The sequence below is a fragment of the Pseudochelatococcus sp. genome (assembly GCF_050946405.1).
GTDB lineage: Bacteria > Pseudomonadota > Alphaproteobacteria > Rhizobiales > Beijerinckiaceae > Pseudochelatococcus.
In genome coordinates, this window is sequence record NZ_JBMNUS010000001.1 from 159,678 (window position 1) to 177,465 (window position 17,788).

General features: G+C 67.0%; 17 protein-coding genes. 11 read left to right on the plus strand and 6 right to left on the minus strand.

Annotation, left to right across the window (positions count from 1 at the left end; all coding sequences use genetic code 11):
• Window positions 1–120: 120 nt before the first annotated feature.
• On the minus strand, window positions 121–1,299 hold the full coding sequence (locus ACOYJQ_RS00710) for a helix-turn-helix transcriptional regulator (RefSeq protein WP_433455535.1): 1,179 nt from the start codon (window positions 1,297–1,299) through the stop codon (window positions 121–123).
• Between the two features lie 537 nt (window positions 1,300–1,836).
• On the opposite strand from ACOYJQ_RS00710, the gene ACOYJQ_RS00715 reads away from it, so the two are divergent.
• Window positions 1,837–2,739, plus strand: a complete 903-nt coding sequence (locus ACOYJQ_RS00715; RefSeq protein ID WP_433455537.1) for an MBL fold metallo-hydrolase — start codon at window positions 1,837–1,839, stop codon at window positions 2,737–2,739.
• 21 nt (window positions 2,740–2,760) lie between these two features.
• Here the strand turns inward: ACOYJQ_RS00715 and ACOYJQ_RS00720 are convergent, their stop codons facing one another.
• Window positions 2,761–3,591, minus strand: a complete 831-nt coding sequence (locus ACOYJQ_RS00720) for a DUF1499 domain-containing protein (protein WP_433455539.1) — start codon at window positions 3,589–3,591, stop codon at window positions 2,761–2,763.
• A 240-nt stretch (window positions 3,592–3,831) separates the two neighbouring features.
• Here ACOYJQ_RS00720 and ACOYJQ_RS00725 point away from each other — a divergent pair, with 240 nt between their 5' ends.
• On the plus strand, window positions 3,832–4,059 hold the full coding sequence (locus ACOYJQ_RS00725) for a hypothetical protein (protein ID WP_433455541.1): 228 nt from the start codon (window positions 3,832–3,834) through the stop codon (window positions 4,057–4,059).
• A 115-nt stretch (window positions 4,060–4,174) separates the two neighbouring features.
• On the opposite strand, the gene ACOYJQ_RS00730 is transcribed toward ACOYJQ_RS00725, so the two are convergent.
• Window positions 4,175–4,753, minus strand: a complete 579-nt coding sequence (locus ACOYJQ_RS00730; protein WP_433455543.1) for a L,D-transpeptidase — start codon at window positions 4,751–4,753, stop codon at window positions 4,175–4,177.
• Window positions 4,754–5,110: 357 nt separating this feature from the next.
• On the opposite strand from ACOYJQ_RS00730, the gene ACOYJQ_RS00735 reads away from it, so the two are divergent.
• A complete protein-coding gene (locus ACOYJQ_RS00735) occupies window positions 5,111–6,040 on the plus strand; it encodes a histone deacetylase family protein (RefSeq protein WP_433455545.1) in 930 nt (309 codons plus the stop codon).
• A 27-nt stretch (window positions 6,041–6,067) separates the two neighbouring features.
• Here the strand turns inward: ACOYJQ_RS00735 and ribB are convergent, their stop codons facing one another.
• The 3 genes from ribB to acpS form a co-directional block, all read right to left on the minus strand.
• The gene (ribB, locus tag ACOYJQ_RS00740; protein ID WP_433455547.1) at window positions 6,068–7,354 is read right to left on the minus strand and encodes a 3,4-dihydroxy-2-butanone-4-phosphate synthase; all 1,287 of its coding nucleotides are present in this window, start codon (window positions 7,352–7,354) and stop codon (window positions 6,068–6,070) included.
• 79 nt (window positions 7,355–7,433) lie between these two features.
• Complete coding sequence (aroC, locus tag ACOYJQ_RS00745) at window positions 7,434–8,552, minus strand: chorismate synthase (protein ID WP_433455549.1); 1,119 nt, start codon at window positions 8,550–8,552, stop codon at window positions 7,434–7,436.
• A 478-nt stretch (window positions 8,553–9,030) separates the two neighbouring features.
• The gene (gene acpS / locus ACOYJQ_RS00750) at window positions 9,031–9,429 is read right to left on the minus strand and encodes a holo-ACP synthase (RefSeq protein ID WP_433455551.1); all 399 of its coding nucleotides are present in this window, start codon (window positions 9,427–9,429) and stop codon (window positions 9,031–9,033) included.
• A gap of 315 nt (window positions 9,430–9,744) precedes the next feature.
• Between acpS and rpsF the strand changes: the two genes are divergently transcribed.
• From rpsF to ACOYJQ_RS00790, 8 genes are all read left to right on the plus strand, one after another.
• Window positions 9,745–10,215, plus strand: coding sequence for a 30S ribosomal protein S6 (gene rpsF, locus ACOYJQ_RS00755; RefSeq protein ID WP_433455553.1), 471 nt, complete (start codon window positions 9,745–9,747; stop codon window positions 10,213–10,215).
• Window positions 10,216–10,217: 2 nt separating this feature from the next.
• Window positions 10,218–10,460 carry a 30S ribosomal protein S18 gene (gene rpsR, locus ACOYJQ_RS00760; protein WP_166954542.1) on the plus strand — a complete coding sequence of 81 codons (243 nt, stop codon included), beginning with the start codon at window positions 10,218–10,220 and terminating at the stop codon, window positions 10,458–10,460.
• Between the two features lie 201 nt (window positions 10,461–10,661).
• Window positions 10,662–11,609, plus strand: a complete 948-nt coding sequence (locus ACOYJQ_RS00765; protein WP_433455555.1) for a DUF2232 domain-containing protein — start codon at window positions 10,662–10,664, stop codon at window positions 11,607–11,609.
• 57 nt (window positions 11,610–11,666) lie between these two features.
• Window positions 11,667–12,236: a 50S ribosomal protein L9 gene (rplI, locus tag ACOYJQ_RS00770; protein ID WP_433455557.1), complete on the plus strand. Its 570-nt coding sequence runs from the start codon at window positions 11,667–11,669 to the stop codon at window positions 12,234–12,236.
• Between the two features lie 254 nt (window positions 12,237–12,490).
• The gene (locus ACOYJQ_RS00775; RefSeq protein ID WP_433455559.1) at window positions 12,491–13,798 is read left to right on the plus strand and encodes a class I SAM-dependent methyltransferase; all 1,308 of its coding nucleotides are present in this window, start codon (window positions 12,491–12,493) and stop codon (window positions 13,796–13,798) included.
• Window positions 13,799–14,040: 242 nt separating this feature from the next.
• Window positions 14,041–15,531 carry a replicative DNA helicase gene (locus ACOYJQ_RS00780; RefSeq protein ID WP_433455561.1) on the plus strand — a complete coding sequence of 497 codons (1,491 nt, stop codon included), beginning with the start codon at window positions 14,041–14,043 and terminating at the stop codon, window positions 15,529–15,531.
• 31 nt (window positions 15,532–15,562) lie between these two features.
• The gene (gene radA, locus ACOYJQ_RS00785) at window positions 15,563–16,978 is read left to right on the plus strand and encodes a DNA repair protein RadA (protein WP_433455563.1); all 1,416 of its coding nucleotides are present in this window, start codon (window positions 15,563–15,565) and stop codon (window positions 16,976–16,978) included.
• A gap of 108 nt (window positions 16,979–17,086) precedes the next feature.
• Entirely contained in the window at window positions 17,087–17,689 is a 603-nt protein-coding gene (locus ACOYJQ_RS00790) for a CvpA family protein (protein WP_433455565.1), read from the plus strand.
• The last annotated feature ends 99 nt before the right edge of the window (window positions 17,690–17,788 follow it).

Genomic DNA, 17,788 nt, shown 5'->3' on the forward strand with positions numbered 1-17,788 from the left:
GTTTGATCGGAAAGCGCTCCGGAGCGGGATGCGATCAGGCTGAACGCCATCCCGCTCTCAATTCTATATTTTACCGCGACTTGCGTTCAAATCGATCAATCGACCTGAACGCAAACTGCGCTAGGGACTGAAGCGATGCCTGCCCGGCGGCAGCGACGGGAGACCGGGGCGCAGATGGCTCCGGTGCCTGAAAAGCGTTTCACGGGGCAACGGCACCGCTTCACCGTCGCCCTCACGCCGCCCGCCCCCCTTGCCGGCCGGCGGCGGCATGCCCCGGAAAGACGTATCGCGAACCTGCGTCGGGTCCCGCTGTCCCGCGACAAGGCTCTCCCCGACAAGCGCGACATCGCCGCCGTCCGATGCGCCGCCCGCCGCCCCGCGGGGCGAATAGCCGAACTCCCGGCGAAAATTGCGGTAGAAGGTCGAGACGTCCCGAAAACCGGCGTCGAAGGCGATGGCCGTGACCTTCTTCGTCTCGCCGCCCGCGAGCTGGCGGCGCGCCTCCTCCAGCCGATAGCTGAGCACGACGGCGTGAAGCGACAGATCCACCCTGGCGAACGCGTTGTAGAGCTTGCGCACGGACACCGCGCAATGGCGCGCGAGATGGGCGGGCGTCACGTCCGCCTTGTGCGCATGCTGGCGCAGATAGCGCTGCACCGCCGCCACGATATCGCGGCCGCCGGCCTGCGGACAGGAACCGCCGATATCCGGCCGTTCGATCCTCGCTTCGTTTTCCAGCAGGTCGTGGATCCGACCGGTCAGACGCCCCGCCAGAAGCGCGACGTCGGCGGCCGATCGCAACCCTCCGGCCGCCATTCCCGACAGGATGCTCTCGCCGAGCGCCCGCAACGTCTCGCCGCAGCCTTTCACCGATCCGTCGGCGGACGCGCAGGGCGCGACGATCGGCCACACCATGCGCGCCGCAAGATCCGGCGCATCCGTCAGCGCGATCCAGCCGACCGAACAGGCGCGCCCCCTCTCGGCAGCGCGGATGGTGAAATCCGTATCGGAACCGACGATGGCGACGTCGAGTGGCAATACCGTGCCGTCGATGCGCAGCAGCGCCCCGCCCGCACGCCTGAAGAGCATGAACGTGTCGGAGCGGCCCGCATCCCGCGGCCCCGCGACGTGACTGATATGATCGCCGAACGTCGCTGAAATGGAGAACAGCCGGGGCGACACGCCGATATCGGCCGTGAACAGACGATCGGCCGGCCTCGCCGTCGCAGATACGGGCGATCCGCATACTCTGTTGAAATCAGCAGAATTGTCGACACGCACGAACGGCAGACTTGACATCGTGAGCTGCGAACTGTCATCGGCAACAACGTTCCTTTCGCCTTTTTCGTGAGCGCATTTCCAATTGATAGCCGGATTCATTTTCACCATTTTTCACTACTTCCAATTGAGACCACTTTCAGCGCCATTTACGCCAGCCATCTGCTGATCGACGCTCAATCAGTTGAGATCGATACAAATATTGACGGCAATAACTATTGGCGGTAAAAAAGCGCATAAATTGCGTCAGAATACGAAAAAGCGACTGGATGCGTCATTTCGATCGCCACAAGGATACACGGAAGCGACATGAATGCAACATAAAGTTGTATTATAAGCACCCTGCGGTTGTAATCCCGACATATATGCCGCATTCACCGTCAGTCCGCTCGCGCCCTTTCCACCGGATGCACACTCTCGGGTGATATAACGTCTTGCGGAACGACCGCCGGCCGGGGCAAGCTTGCACGCATCCCAAATCCGGCCGCCGCGCGCAGAGGCGTTCATTCCGAGACGAGTTCATTCCGAGACGAGTTCATTCCGAGGCGAGTTCATCCCATGTCGGACATACCTTTCGAGCGAGACGACGGCGCGATCGCGGGACCGGCCGTTTCGCTGGAGTCGCTCGTGCGCCGTGTGATCGCGCCGAACGCCAGCGCCTACACCTTTACCGGCACCTGCACCTACATCGTCGGTCAGGGCGAGGTGGCGATCATCGATCCGGGACCGGACGATCCCGCCCACCTCGCCGTCCTGCTCGACGCCGTGCGAAATGAGCGGGTGACGCAGATCGTCGTCACGCACACCCATCTCGACCATACGGCCGGCCTCGCGGCGCTGCGCGCGGCGACAGGGGCGGAGGTGGTCGGCTGCGCGCCGCATTTCTCCGCCCGCGCCCCCGCCGGCGACGAGAAGGTGGAGGCCGCGGCCGATGTGGCTTATGCGCCCGACCGGGTGCTCACGGATGGCGAGCGGCTGTCGGGCGATGGCTGGACGCTCACCGCCCTCGCCACGCCCGGCCACACGGCAAACCATCTGGCCTTCGCACTTGAGGAGACGGGCGCGCTGTTTACGGGCGATCATGTGATGGCGTGGTCGACGACGCTGGTTGCGCCGCCGGACGGCTCAATGGCGGCCTACATGGCCTCTCTGGATCTTCTGCGGGAACGCGACGACCGCATTTACTGGCCCGGCCACGGCGGGCCCGTGCGCGAGCCGCGCCGATTCGTGCGCGCCCTCCATCACCACCGCCGCCAGCGCGAGGCCGCCGTGCTGGCGCGCATCGAGGCCGGCGATACGCGCATCGAGGACATCGTCGACAAGCTCTACACCGGGCTCGCGCCCGCGCTGCGCGGCGGCGCCGCCCTTTCGGTGTTCGCGCATCTCGAAAGCCTGATCGCGGCAGGAGCGATCGTCGCGGACGGGCCGGCTCATATCGGCGGGCGCTTCTTGCGGCGATAAGCCACGGCGCGCCCCGCGCCGTCACCCTCGGGGAACGCCCTCTTCGGGAGCCACGCCCTCCAGAAAGCGCTGGATGGATCGCGGGCCAGTTCCCGCGTCGAACAGCGGATAACGGGGAACGGAGCGCACGTCGATGGTGGTGCCTTCCGCATGGATGCGCAGCCGCACGGTCATGTCGACCGGCAGTTTCAGGATGCCGGTCGTCCGCACCACATCGAGATGCCCCATGCCGAAGCGGCCGCCCGGCGGGCTGGAGTCGACGATGCGCCAGCCTTCCGCTTGTGCGATTTCCAGGCTCCGCGCGAAAATCACGTCAGCGGACAGGTCGGTGCGGCGGGAAACGAGGTCGGGGAGCCGGCGGCGCTGGGCCTGCCGCAGCGCCGCCCCGTCGGGAAACAGCCGCACGGGAACCTCGAACGCCACGACCCGGAAATCGGGCGCCTCCGGCATCCGGCCGCCGCGCGCATCCATGGCGGCCGCGCTGCGCGAGAAGGCGGGCGGGCGCGTCAGATCCGTCGACAGATCGGCATAGTAGGGCGCGAACACGAGACGGGCGGCGAGAAAACCCGGATAGGCCAGCACCGCCGCCGCAACCAGCAGCGCGCGGATGGCCTGCCCCAGCCCCCGCCGGCCCTCCCGCCAGATCCGGGAAAGCGCCGCCACCGCCAGCGCCGCCGCGGCCGATGCCAGCACGCACGCCGCACCCGCCACCGCCAGCCCCGCCCCGAACTCCGCCGACCCGGACCGCACCAGTACGATACCGGCGAGAAAGACCGGCAGGCTGAACAATCCGATACGCCAGCCCGCAACTGCGGCGCGGCTGACAGGTTCCTCGATGACGAGACGCCGCATGATCCACCAATACTCTGTGAAGACGCCGGGCCGCACGCGCAGGATGGGGTGAACGGCTTAACGATCCATTAGCGACACCATCGAAAATACCGGCTCAAAATGCGGGATGCCACGAGTTCGCCATTCAGGGGACAACACTCCGACGCTATCGTCGGACATTGTAGGCATGTCAGCGACGCTCGTCGGCATTCGGCGTCAGCGCGCGGCAAAACCGTTCAGTTCCAGCATCTTGTGGATATCATGACCGTCCAGCAGCATCAAACCCACACGACCGCCACCGACGACCACGCCGCCGTTGCGGCGCCGCGCACGGCCACCGCGCCGGACGAGAAGCGCGTGCTGCCCTCTTTCCGGGCGCTCGGCATCCCGGCCCTCGCCGCCGCGACGCGGCGCGCGCCGGCCACCCGCGAAAAGGCGCAGGCGCCTCGCGATCTGCCCGCCTTCCTGCGTCAGCCCCACTATAGCTGACGCGGCCGGCCGGGCGCACGACACGCCATGCCGCGCCGCCATGAAGGCGGCGCAGGCGCGGCGCAAGGTTCTGCCCGGGAGGTCCCGACCGGGAGTTTCCGACCGGGAATCGGAGTCAGCGCACGATCACGCGCGCGCCGGGCTCCACACGGTTGTAAAGATCGATCACGTCGATATTGCGCATGCGGATGCAACCCGAAGACACCGCGCGGCCGATCTTCTCGGGTTCGTTGGTGCCGTGAATCCGGTACAGGGTATCGCGGCCTTCCGCATCGTAAAGATAGAGCGCCCGCGCGCCCATCGGGTTGAGAGGCCCGCCCTGAACCGGGCGCACATGCGGCCAGCGCTTGACCATTTCGGCAGGCGGGTTCCAGTTCGGCCACTCGGCCTTGCGGCGCATTGTCGCCTCGCCCGTCCAGCCGTAAGCCTCGTCCCCCACCGCGACGCCGTAGCGGATCGCCTTGCGGTCCGGCAGCACATAGAAGAGCAGCTTCTTCTTCTGGTCGACGACGATGGTGCCGGGAGCCTCGCCCGTCGGATCGTCGATCAGATACCGCTCGAACTCCAGCCCGACATCAGCCTGCGGCATCTGCGCCATCCATTCGGCGTCCCTGGCCGAGACGGCGGGATCAGGTACGCTCCTGTATGTGCAGCCCGCCAGCACCAGACCGATGCCGAAGACAAGCATCCGCATGCTTCTCAGTCTCACAACCCCGAATTTCACCATTTCCCGTCCTTCCGAAACCCGGAACGCCGCGACGCGACAGATATTCGGTCAAGCAGTACCTGCCAGATTCGCCAAGCGCATTTTCCATCTTAACCACATAGGAAATGGTTAACGGGCGGCTGATGCCACGGCGGGCGCCGCAAGGCAATCCTTCCCGCGCCGTCTTTTGCCGATGCCGCCGGGCGGCTCTCCCTGCTGGCTAAAAAAAGCGTGCCGGCGACGGGAAAACGGCTATGCTTGAAAAAAAAGATGATGCGTTCGGGAATCAGCGCCTCGCCCGCCGTCGCGCTTCAGGCCCGGATGCCGGTTGGCAGGAAACGTCTATTGAACACGCTGTATCTCTCTCATCCCGATTGCCTCGATCATCAAACGCAACTGGGACATCCCGAGCGGGCCGACAGGCTCCTCGTCGTGGAACGGGCGCTGGAGCAGGAAATCTTCTCCGGCCTGCTGCGCGAGAGCGCGCCGCGCGGCGACGAAACCCTGGCGCTGCTCGCCCACCCCGAGGATTACGTGCGCGATATCTACGAGGCGTTGCCCCGTGAGGATATCATCAACGTCGCCGACGACACGGTGCTGTCGCCGGGTTCCTGGAACGCGGCCATGCGGGCGCTGGGCGCTTGCAGCTATGCGGTCGACGAGGTGGTGACGCGCAAGGTCGACAACGCCTTCTGCGCCATCCGCCCGCCCGGTCATCATGCCGAGCGCGACCGGCCGATGGGGTTCTGCCTGTTCAACAACGCCGCCATCGCCGCGCGCCACGCGCAGAAGGAGCACGGCGTCGACCGGGTGGCGATCTTCGATTGGGACGTGCATCACGGCAACGGCACGCAGGACATCTTCTGGGCGGACAAGAGCGTGCTCTACGCCTCGACGCACGAGATGCCGCTTTTCCCCGGCACCGGCGCGGCGAGCGAGCGGGGTGAGCACGACACCATCGTCAACGCGCCGCTGCACGCGGGCGACGGCAGCCCGGCCTTCCGGGAGGCGCTGGAGAGCGTGATTCTGCCGCGCATCGAGGCGTTCTCGCCCGATCTCATCATCATATCGGCCGGGTTCGATGCCCACTGGCGCGACCCGCTCGCGAACATCAACCTGACGGAAGCGGATTTCGCCCTCGCGACGCGGGCGATCCTCAACCTCGCCGACCGCCGCTGCGGCGGCCGGGTCGTCTCGATCCTCGAAGGCGGCTACGATCTCGTCGGCCTTTCGCGCTCGGTCGCCGCACACGTCACTACCCTGATGCGGGGGTGACGCGGCAGAAGACCGGCCGCGCCGGCGTTACTTGTCCAGCGCGGTCGTGCGGTCGATGGTGATGCCGAAACCCGACAGGCCGACATAACCGCGCGGCGTCGTGGCCACGTTGTCGATGGAGTTGACGCCGAGATCGCGCAGGATCTGCGCGCCGAGACCCACCTCATGCCATTGGCGGGCGCGCTCGGCTTCCGTGCCCTCCAGCACGCCCGGCCGCTTGACGGGAACGCCGGCGGTGCCGTCTCGCAGATAGACGAGAACGCCCCTGCCCTGCTCGCCGAAATAGGCGAGCGCGCGATGAAGCTGGTTGCCGCCGAAAATATCGCCGATGACGTCCGCCCGGTGCAGCCGCGCCGGCACGCCGCGCCCGTCGCCGATGCTCCCGTAGACGAAAGCGAAATGCTGCACGTCGTCAAAGGGCGTGACATAGGCATGGCCGGTCAGTTCGCCGATGTCCGTCTGCACGGGGAATGTGGCGACACGCTCCACCAGCTTCTCCCGCGCCTGCCGGTAGGCGATAAGGTCGGCCACCGAAATGCGCTTCAGACCGTGCTCCTTCGCGAAGGCGGCGATCTGCTCGCCCTTCATCACGGTGCCGTCGTCGTTGGCGAGTTCGCAAATGGTCCCGACCGGCGGCAGGCCGGCGAGGCGGCACAGATCGACCGCCGCCTCCGTATGGCCGGAACGCATCAGCACGCCGCCGTCGCGCGCGATCAGCGGAAAGACATGGCCGGGCCGGACGAAATCGTGCGGCCCCATGTTGTTGTTGGCGAGGGCGCGCACCGTGTTGGAGCGCTGCTCGGCGGAAATGCCGGTGGTGAGCCCGTGGCGCACGTCGACGGTAACGGTGAAGGCGGTGCCGAGCGGGGCGTCGTTGGAGGCCACCATCGGCTCCAGCCGCAGGCGGCGCGCCTCCTCCAGCGACACCGGGGCACAGACGATGCCGCAGGTGTGGCGGATGATGAAAGCCATCTTCTCCGGCGTGCACAGGGAAGCGGCGCAGATGAGATCGCCTTCGTTCTCGCGGTCGTCGTCGTCGGTGACGACGACGATCTCGCCACGCGCAAACGCCTCGATGGCTTCAGTAACCGACTGGGACATCATATTCTCCTCGACACCGCGCGCGCCGCCGAGAAAGTCGTTGGGCGTCACGGCCCCGCGCGTCTCGCGCAGGATGAGCTCGGCCGTCTCGCGCGAGAGCCAGCCGGCCGGGTTGTTGCAAAGCTGCGTCACCGCGCCCGGCGTCACGCCGATGCGCCGCGCGAATGCCACGCGCGAAACGCCGTTCCTGTCGAGCCAGTCCGCAAGCTTCATGAGCCGATGCTAAACCGCGATCCATTTTAGTTCAACTAAAATGGATGCGTCCGTGACAACCTGTGCGATTGAGCACAACTCAATTCCGCCCGAAGGGCCACGCCGGCGCCTCGCCCACCTGCCCCCGGTGACGCAGGAAATGGTCGGCGACGGCGCAGGCCACCATCGCCTCGCCCACCGGCACGGCGCGGATGCCGACGCAAGGATCGTGCCGGCCCTTCGTCATCACCTCGACCTCCGCGCCGGCGCGGTCGACGCTGCGGCGCGGCGTGAGGATCGACGAGGTCGGCTTGACGGCGAAGCGGGCGACGACGGGCTGGCCGGTGGAAACGCCCCCCAGGATGCCGCCGGCGTGGTTGGAGAGAAAAGTCGGCCCGCCGGCGTTGCCGGCGCGCATCTCGTCGGCGTTTTCCTCGCCCGTCAGCGCGGCGGCCGCAAAACCCTCGCCGATCTCGACGCCCTTGACGGCATTGATGCTCATCAGCAGCGCGGCGATATCGGCGTCGAGCTTGCCGTAGAGCGGCGCGCCGAGACCGGCGGGCACGCCCTCCGCCACGATCTCGATGACGGCTCCCACCGACGAGCCGCTCTTGCGGATGCCGTCGAGATAATTGCCGAACACTTCCGCGGCCGTCGCATCCGGCGTGAAGAACGGGTTGCGCGACACCTCGTCCCAGTCCCAGCGCCGGCGGTCGATGGCGTGAGGGCCGATCTGCACCAGCGCGCCGCGCACCACGAGCCCTGGCACGACCTTGCGCGCGATGGCCCCCGCCGCCACCCGCATCGCGGTTTCCCGCGCCGACGAGCGCCCGCCGCCGCGGTAGTCGCGGATGCCGTACTTGGCGTCATAGACGTAATCCGCATGGCCGGGCCGGTAGGTGCTGGCGATGTCGCCGTAGTCTTTCGACCGCTGGTCTACGTTGTCGATGATGAGGCCGATCGGCGTGCCGGTCGTCACCTGCTCGCCCGTGCGCGGATCGGCGAAGACGCCCGAGACGATGCGCACCGTATCCGGTTCCTGCCGCTGGGTGGTGTAGCGCGATTGGCCGGGGCGGCGGCGGTCGAGTTCGGCCTGGATATCGGCCTCAAGGAGCGGAATGCGCGGCGGCACGCCGTCGACCACGGCGCCGATCAGCGGTCCATGGCTCTCGCCGAAGGTAGTGACCCGGAAAAGGTGGCCGAAAGTATTATGCGACATGATCGTTCATCCACAGCGTCGAGGGGCTTGCGCTTTTCCTGATAAACGAAGCCGCGGCCCGTTGATAGAGCGCGCAGGGCGCCGGGAGACGCCGGCGGCGGCGCGGCGCACCCGGCCCGCGCGCTTCGCTATCTGGCGGCTGCACAACATCCGGCATGCCTCTGGCGCATAATACAGCAATTCTACCCGCAGTGCCGCAAAATCGCGCAAATGCGAGAATGGTGCAATTCTGGCATGAAAAAGGCGAAAATCGTTCATGCTTCGCTTTCGCCGTCCTGCTTACGCAAATGAGATATTCCTCAAACGCATGGACAACCTCTTGCTATATTTTCCGATCCGGGTATTGTTGCGTTGCGGTATGGCTCTGCCTGCCGCTGCCCTTCTTGGGCGTTTCCTCCCTAGACTTGGGCCGCATGTTCTGCATGTGGCCCTTTTTTCTTGCTCTCTCCCCTCTTCCCGCCCGTTCCCCGCCGCCGCTTCAATCCGGCACGGCCTCGATGATCACGAAGGCTTGCGCCAGCGGCGGGTCGTCGGTGAGGGAAACGTGAACGACGGCCCGGTGCCCGGCCGGCATCAGGGCGGCGAGCCGCGCCGCCGCGCCGCCGGTGAGGCGCATGGTCGGTTTGCCGCCGGGCAGGTTCACCACTTCCATGTCCCGCCAGAACACGCCGCGCGCCATGCCGGTGCCCAGCGCCTTGGCGCAGGCTTCCTTGGCGGCGAAGCGGCGCGCGTAGGAGGGCGCCCGCGCGGCGCGGCGCTCGGAGCGGGCGCGCTCCCCCTCCGTGAAGATGCGGTGCGTGAAGCGCTCGCCGAAGCGCTCCAGCGTGCGGGTGATACGGTTGATGTCGCACAGATCGGAACCGATGCCGATGATCATATCGTGCCCCCTGCGGCCTCACCATGATATACTTATCGTTATATACATGATCGTCGTCCACGGGCGCCATCGCCGCAATCCGCACGAAAAAGCGCGAATCGGCGGAAGATTCCTTGCATCCGGCGCGCCTGTCGTGTAAGAGGCGCGCTTTACGTTGTCTCCGGCCGGGGGCTGAACGGACGGTGCCTTCTGGCATGGGGGTTTCCCCGTCGTCCCGTGTCTCCGCCTTCGACGCAACTCCACTCGGGCCTTGGTGACGAGGCTCGAAGGGCTTGGCGCCGGAGCAACGGTTGCATAAGGAACGAAAGGCCGCAAATGTCTCTTTACGAGCATATCTTTCTGGCGCGTCCCGACGTGACCCAGCAGCAGGTCGAGGCTCTTGTCGAACAGTACAAGGGCATCATCGAGACCGGCGGCGGCAAGGTCACGAAGATCGAGCCGTGGGGCATCAAGTCCCTCGCATACCGCATTCGCAAGAACCGCAAGGCGCATTTCACGCTGCTGAACATCGACGCCCCGCCGGCCGCTCTGGCCGAGGTGGAGCGCCTTCAGCGCATCAACGAAGACGTGCTGCGCTCGCTGACCATCCGCGTCGAGGAACTCGAGGAAGGTCAGTCCGTCATGTTGCAGAAGCGTGACCGCGACGACCGCCGCGATCGTGACGGCGGCGGCTTCGAGCGCGGCGGCCGGTTCGACCGCGGCGATCGGGGAGACCGTGGCGATCGCGGACCGCGCCGGGATCGCCCGCGCGACGACATCGAAACCGAGGCTTCGGAGGAGAACTGATCATGACAACCGCAGCAGCTCCCCGCCGCCCCTTCTTCCGCCGGCGCAAGACCTGCCCGTTCTCGGGCGCCAATGCGCCGAAGATCGACTACAAGGACACGCGCCTGCTGTCGCGCTACATCTCCGAGCGCGGCAAGATCGTTCCCTCGCGGATCACCGCCGTGTCCGCCAAGAAGCAGCGCGAGCTCGCGCAGGCGATCAAGCGCGCCCGCTTCCTCGGCCTGCTGCCTTACGTCATCGCGTAAGCGCCGCAGCTTTTTGATCCGACGCGTTTTTCACGCAAAGCGCCATCCGCTTTTCCTGAAGACGCCATGGACGACAACCGGGCGGCGGATGCTTCGCCGCCCGCATCGAACGAACGGGTCGCTCTCCGTCGCGCAGCGCCGGAGGGATTGTTGGGGCGGTGGACGCTTCTAACCCTGCAACGGCAGCGGGACAGCAGGACGATGGCAACGATTCTTCTCATCGGCACGGGCGCGGGCCTGGTATCCGCGTTGTTGTTCGGCGTGGTGGCGACGATGTCGCCGCTCGGCCTGCTGCTCTCCTATGTCGCTCCCCTTCCCGTCCTGATCGCCGCTCTCGGCTGGAACCATCGCACGGGCCTCGTCGCCTCCGCGGCGGGAGCGGCCGTCTGCGCCGTTTTTCTCGCCCCCTCGGCAGGGGCGGTGTTCGCGGTGGCCGTGGCGCTGCCGGCATGGTGGCTGGCGTATCTCGCGCTGCTCGGACGCGCGGACGACGCCGGGCGGATCGAATGGTATCCGCTTGGACGCCTCCTGATATGGATGGCCGGGACGGCCGCGCTCATCACGCTGATCGGCGCCATCGCTCTCGGCCCGTCATACGGGGAATACCGGGGCAATCTCGAAGCGCTGATCCGCGCCGTCATCGGCGCCGAACTCACGCCCGCCATGCCCGTCGACGCCGACGTGGAGCAGTTCGTGGGCCTCGTCACGGCGGTGGTGCCGGCGATCGCCGCCATGACCTTCGTCTTCATGCTGACGATCAACCTGTGGCTCGCCGCCGTCACGGTGCGGGTGTCGGGACGCCTGCCGCGTCCGTGGCCCTCGCTGCCCGACATGCTGATGCCGCGCTCGTCGCTGCTGGCGGCCGCGGCGGCCACCGTCGGCGCGGTCGTCCTGCCGGATTACGCGGGCCTGACGGCGACCTCCATTCTCGGCGCTCTCTCGGCGGCCTTCGCCTTGCAGGGGCTGGCGGCGGCTCACGCCGCGACGCGCGGCAACCGCGCCCGCCCCGCGCTGCTGGCGCTGCTCTACCTGTCTCTGCTGCTGCTGTCGGTATGGGTTCTCGTCATTCTGGCGGGAGCGGGAGCCGCCACAGTGGCGTGGAAATCCCGGCCCGCCGGCAAGACCGGCCCGCCCGAAAGCGGGCCGTGATGCCGCGCCGGATGCAAATCACTCGAAAAACATGTTTGAATACTAAGGAGAAGAACAATGGAAGTCATTCTGCTTGAACGCGTCAACCGTCTCGGCCAGATCGGCGACACCGTGCGCGTGAAGGACGGCTACGCTCGCAATTTCCTGCTGCCGCGCGGCAAGGCGCTGCGCGCGACGGATGTCAACAAGAAGCGTTTCGAGAGCCAGCGCGTCCAGCTCGAGGCCCGCAACCTCGAACTGCGTCAGGAAGCCGAGGCCGTGGGCGAGAAGCTCGACGGGCAGGTTTTCGTGCTGATCCGTCAGGCCGGCGAATCCGGCGTGCTGTACGGCTCGGTCGCGGCCCGTGACGTCGCCGACACGCTGACCGCCGGCGGCTTCAGCATCAATCGCCAGCAGATCGTGCTGCACACGCCGATCAAGACGCTCGGCCTGCATGCGGTGCCGGTTGCGCTGCATCCCGAGGTCGAGGTGTCGATCACGCTCAACGTGGCCCGCAGCCCCGAGGAGGCCGAACGCCAGGGCCGTGGCGAGGAAGTCGTCGCCCGCGAGGAGATCGACCTCGACGAGCTGGGCCTCGAAGTCGGCGCAGCGCTGGCCGACGCGGCCGGCGACGACGAGGAAGCCTGATCGCGCGGCGGAAAAGTCATCTGTCGATCGTGCGGCGGGGAGCGTGAAGACGCTCCCCGTTGTTTTTTGCCCAAACGGGATTACCTTGAAGGCAGAGGGGATCCCGGCCCTGCGCCGGACTGACGGGGGAAAGCTGTCGGAACGCGCTCCGGCCGGGTGAGATCGTTTATCGATCGGAACGCGCTCGAAATCGAAGGCTTGTATCATGTCGGCGTTTCAGTGAAGCGCTGACGTGACTCAGGACGGAGGTGGGCATGGAACGATTGCTGCGCTTCGCACTCACGCGTCTGATACGGTCGGGATCGCTGACCGTCTCGGTGGGTTCAGGTCATCCGTTTACCGTCGGCGACGGTTCCGGTCCGCCCGTCGCCGTGCATTTCACCACCGCGCGCGCCGCACGCAACCTGCTGCTCAACCCGGATCTGCGGCTGGGCGAACTCTACATGAACGGCGATCTCGAAATCCGGCAAGGCGAGATCGGCGACCTGCTGGCGCTCGCGATGCGCAACTACAACGCGGGCGGCGCGCCGCCCTCCATGCGCGTCATGCGATGGCTGCGGCAGCTTTTCCGCTTCTTCGCGCAATTCAACGTCATGAGCCGCGCGCGTCGCAACGTCGCCCGTCACTACGATCTCGACGGCCGTCTCTATGCGCTGTTTCTCGATCGCGATCTCCAGTATTCCTGCGCCTATTTCGAGAATCCGGGCGCGCTGCGGGCGGCCTCCGGCGCGGACGACCCGGACGGGCTTGAAGCCGCGCAACTCGCCAAGAAGCGCCATATCGCGGCCAAGCTGCTGGTGCGACCCGGCGACAGGGTGCTGGACATCGGCAGCGGCTGGGGCGGCATGGCGCTCTACCTGGCGCGGCTGTGCGGCGCCTCCGTCACCGGCGTCACGCTGTCGCGCGAGCAGCTCGACGTGTCGCGCGCCCGCGCGCGGGAACTCGGCATCGACGACCGGGTCCGCTTCGATCTGGCGGATTACCGCACGCTTCAGCCCGTCTGGGACAGGATCGTGTCCGTCGGCATGTTCGAGCATGTCGGGGTGCCGTGGTATCGCGCCTTTTTCGACAAGGCGTCGAAACTGCTCGCCGACAACGGCGTGATGCTGCTGCACGCCATCGGCCGGATGGACGGGCCGGGCAGCACGAACCCGTGGATTGCCCGCTACATCTTTCCGGGCGGCTACATTCCGGCCTTGTCGGAGGTTCTGCCCGCGATCGAGCGGGCGGGCCTCGTCGTGACCGATATCGAGATCCTGCGGCTGCACTACGCGGATACGCTCAGGGCCTGGCGGCGGCGTTTCCATGCGCGGCGCGAGGAGGTGCTGGCGCTGTTCGACGAGCGCTTCTTTCGCATGTTCGACTTCTACCTCGCCGGTTCCGAAATGGCCTTCCGGCACGACGGCATGATGGTGTTTCAGGTTCAGCTCGCGAAACGGCAGGACGCGGTTCCCCTCACGCGCGACTACATCGCGCGGCAGGAGGCGCTGCTGCGCGCGCGCGAAACCGGGCTCTACGCACCCGCTGGCCACGAAGAGGGACTGCGGCAGGCGGGCGAATAGCGCATCGTGAGACTAGAGCATTTCGGCGTTTCGTTGAAACGCAGAAATGCTCTATCTTATTGACTTGACGCGTTTTCTTCACGCAAAGCGGTATCCGCTTTGCTTGAAAACGCTTTAGGCGGCGTCCCGCGCGGCGGAAAACCATGATGCCCGCCTGCGGGCAGTACACGCGAGCGTGGATTTTCTCTATCATGAGCGGTGAGTCGCGGAAGCATCCGATCCGGGCCGTCGATGGGACAGGTATGAGCATCGTCAATTCACTCGTGGCAAGGCTGGACAACGGCGAGGCGCAGCAATACCGGCTGATGCCGCACAACATCGACGCCGAACAGGCGCTGCTGGGCGCGGTGCTCGTCAACAACGACGCCTTCTTCCGCGTGTCGGATTTTCTGGAGCCGGCGCATTTTCAGGAGGAAATCCACCGGCGCATCTTCGAGGTCGCCGCCTCGCTGATCAAGGCGGGCAAGGTCGCGACGCCGATCACGCTCAAGACCTTTCTCGGCGAGCATGATCTGGGCGGCATCACCATCCCGCAATATCTGGCGCGCCTCGCCGCCGAGGCCACCACCGTCATCAACGCCGAGGATTACGGGCGCACCATCCACGATCTCGCCGTGCGGCGCGAACTGATCGCCATCGGCGAGGACGTGGTCAACGCCGCCTATGACGCGCCCGTCGATTCGAGCCCGCGCGAGCAGATCGAGACGGCCGAGCAGCGCCTCTACAAGCTCGCGGAAACGGGCCGCTACGACGGCGGCTTCATGCGTTTCTCGGACGCCCTGACCAGCGCCATCAACATCGCCGCCGCCGCCTACAAGCGCGACGGCAACCTCTCCGGCATCGCCACCGGCCTCACCGATGTCGACCGCAGCATGGGCGGGCTGCAATCGTCGGACCTGATCATCCTCGCCGGACGCCCCGGCATGGGCAAGACGGCGCTCGCCACCAACATCGCCTTCAACGTCGCCCGCGCCTGGCGCGGCGAGAAGCAGCCGGACGGCGCGATGAAGACGGTCAACGGCGGCATCGTCGGCTTCTTCTCGCTGGAAATGTCGGCGGAGCAGCTCGCCACCCGCATCATCGCCGAGCAGTCGGGCGTGCCCTCCTACAAGATCCGCCGCGGCGACATCGCCGAGGAAGAGTTCTACAAGGTGTCGGACGTGGCGCGCGAGATGCAGATGCTGCCGTTCTACATCGACCAGACCGGCGGCATCTCCATCGCGCAGCTCGCCTCGCGCGCGCGCCGCCTCAAGCGCCAGCGCGGCCTCGATTTCCTGGTGGTCGACTACCTGCAACTGCTCTCGGGCTCATCGAAGCGCGGCGAGAACCGCGTGCAGGAGCTGACGGAGATCACGACCGGGCTCAAGGCGCTGGCCAAGGAACTCGCGGTGCCGATCATGGCGCTGTCGCAGCTCTCCCGCCAGGTCGAGGCGCGCGACGACAAACGCCCGCAACTGTCGGACCTGCGCGAATCGGGCTCCATCGAGCAGGACGCCGACGTCGTGCTGTTCGTGTTCCGCGAGGAATATTACCTCAAGAACAAGGAGCCCAAGATGGGCAGCGAGGACTATTTCAAGTGGCAGGCCGAGATGGACCGGGCGCACGGCACGGCCGAACTCATCATCGGCAAGCAGCGCCACGGCCCCACCGGCACCGTGCGCCTCTCGTTCCAGGCCGATGTCACGCGCTTCGGCAACCTCGCGAGCGACGACCACCTGCCGGACCAGTTCTGAACGCGACGGCATACTTACACCGGAATTACCTTTGGCCCGATCCCCTTCCTTCATCTGCCAGAGCTGCGGCGCCATCTATTCGCGCTGGCAGGGCAAGTGCGACGCCTGCGGCGGCTGGAACACGCTGGCGCAGGAGGCCGCCAGCGCGCCTGTAGCAGGCGCGCGGGGGGGCGGGCGCGGCAGCGGGACCGGCAAGGGCCGCGTGTTCGCGCTGGAGGGACTGAAGGGGGCGAGCGAGGAAGCGCCGCGCGTCGCCTCCGGCATCGCGGAGCTGGACCGCGTGACGGGCGGCGGCTTCGTGCCGGGCTCGGTGATCCTGATCGGCGGCGACCCCGGCATCGGCAAGTCGACGCTGCTCACGCAGGCCTGCGCGGCGCTGGCGCGGCGCGGCGCGCGCGTCGCCTACATCTCGGGCGAGGAGGCGGTGGCACAGGTGCGCCTGCGCGCCGAACGTCTCGGCCTCGCCGATGCGCAGGTGGGGCTCGCGGCCGAAACCAATGTCGAGGACATCGTGGCGACGCTGACGGACGGCGCGCCGCCGCATCTCGCCGTGATCGATTCCATCCAGACCATGTGGAGCAGCGCCGTCGAGGCGGCGCCGGGCACGGTGACGCAGGTGCGCGGCAGCGCGCAATCGCTGATTCGCTTTGCCAAGACCACCGGCACCACGGTCATTCTCGTCGGCCACGTCACCAAGGACGGGCAGATCGCCGGCCCCCGCGTCGTGGAGCACATGGTCGACGCCGTGGTGTCGTTCGAAGGCGACAGCGGCCATCATTTCCGCATCCTGCGCGCGGTGAAAAACCGCTTCGGCCCCACCGACGAGATCGGCGTGTTCGAGATGACGGGGCGCGGCCTGTCGGAGGTGGCGAACCCTTCGGCGCTGTTCCTCGCCGGGCGCGATCTCTCCGCGCCGGGCACGGCCGTTTTCGCGGGCATGGAAGGCACGCGCCCGCTGCTCGTGGAAATCCAGGCGCTGGTCGCCCCTTCCTCGCTGGGAACGCCGCGCCGCGCGGTGGTGGGCTGGGACCCCGCGCGCCTGTCGATGGTGCTCGCCGTGCTGGAGGCGCGCGGCGGGCTGAAACTCGGCAGCCACGACGTCTATCTCAACGTCGCGGGCGGCCTGCGCATCAGCGAGCCGGCGGCGGATCTCGCGGCCGCGGCCGCGCTCGTCTCCTCGCTCGCCGGCGCGCCGCTGTCGCCGGAAACGGTGTATTTCGGCGAGGTCGGGCTCTCCGGGGCGATCCGCCCCGTGGCGCAGGCGCCCGCGCGGCTGAAGGAAGCCGGCAAGCTCGGCTTCGCCCGCGCCGTGGCGCCCGCGAGCCTCAAGGACGCGCCCGATACCCCGCCCGTGGCGCTGGAGGGCCTCGGCCATATCGCCGATCTCGTCGCGACCGTCGCGGCCCGCCGCCCGCCCGCGCGTGACGGCGCGAGCGCGAACAGGTGACGCGGCGCAATTCTGCCGCTATACACACGGGCGATCTTCCCGGTTCGGGCGCGTATGTGGTCATGCGCGTCTGTCCATCCGTCCCGCTCGCCACCAAGGTGCCGGTCCATGCCCATCGCTTTGCTTGATCTGATCGTTATCGGCGTCGTGCTGATCTCGTCGCTGCTCGCCTCCGTGCGCGGATTCACGCGCGAGGTGCTTGCGATCGTTTCGTGGATAGCGGCCGCCGTCGCGGCGCTCTATCTGCACCCCTTCGTCCTGCCGCATCTCGAACCCTACATCTCGAATCCGACGGTGGCGCAGGTGGCGGCCATCGCGGCGGTGTTCATCGTCACGCTGGTGCTGGTGTCGTTCGTGACGGTGCAGATTTCCGACCTCATCCTCGATTCGCGCATCGGCGCGGTCGACAGGTCGCTCGGCTTCGTGTTCGGTGCCGCGCGCGGCATCCTGATCTGCGCCATCGCCTTCCTGTTCTTCAACTGGCTGGTGAAGCCCGAGGCCCAGCCCGAATGGGCGCGGGACGCGAAGTCGCGACCGCTGCTGCAAAGCACCGGCGACCAGCTTCTCGCCCTGTTGCCGGCCGATTTCGGCAATGCCGTCCTGCAAAAGGTCAAGCCGCAGCAGGGCGCCGACGACGCCGCCCCCGCCGACGCCGATCCCGGCGCCGACCAGATCCAGCAGCTTCTCGGCGGCCAGACGCGGACGCAGTAATGCAGCGCGCGCAACCGGGGATCGCGAATATTTGGTTCGCCCTTCCCGGTGCGGATGCTGTATGACAATCGCGTGAAAGGGGCGGTCGCTCTGCCGGCC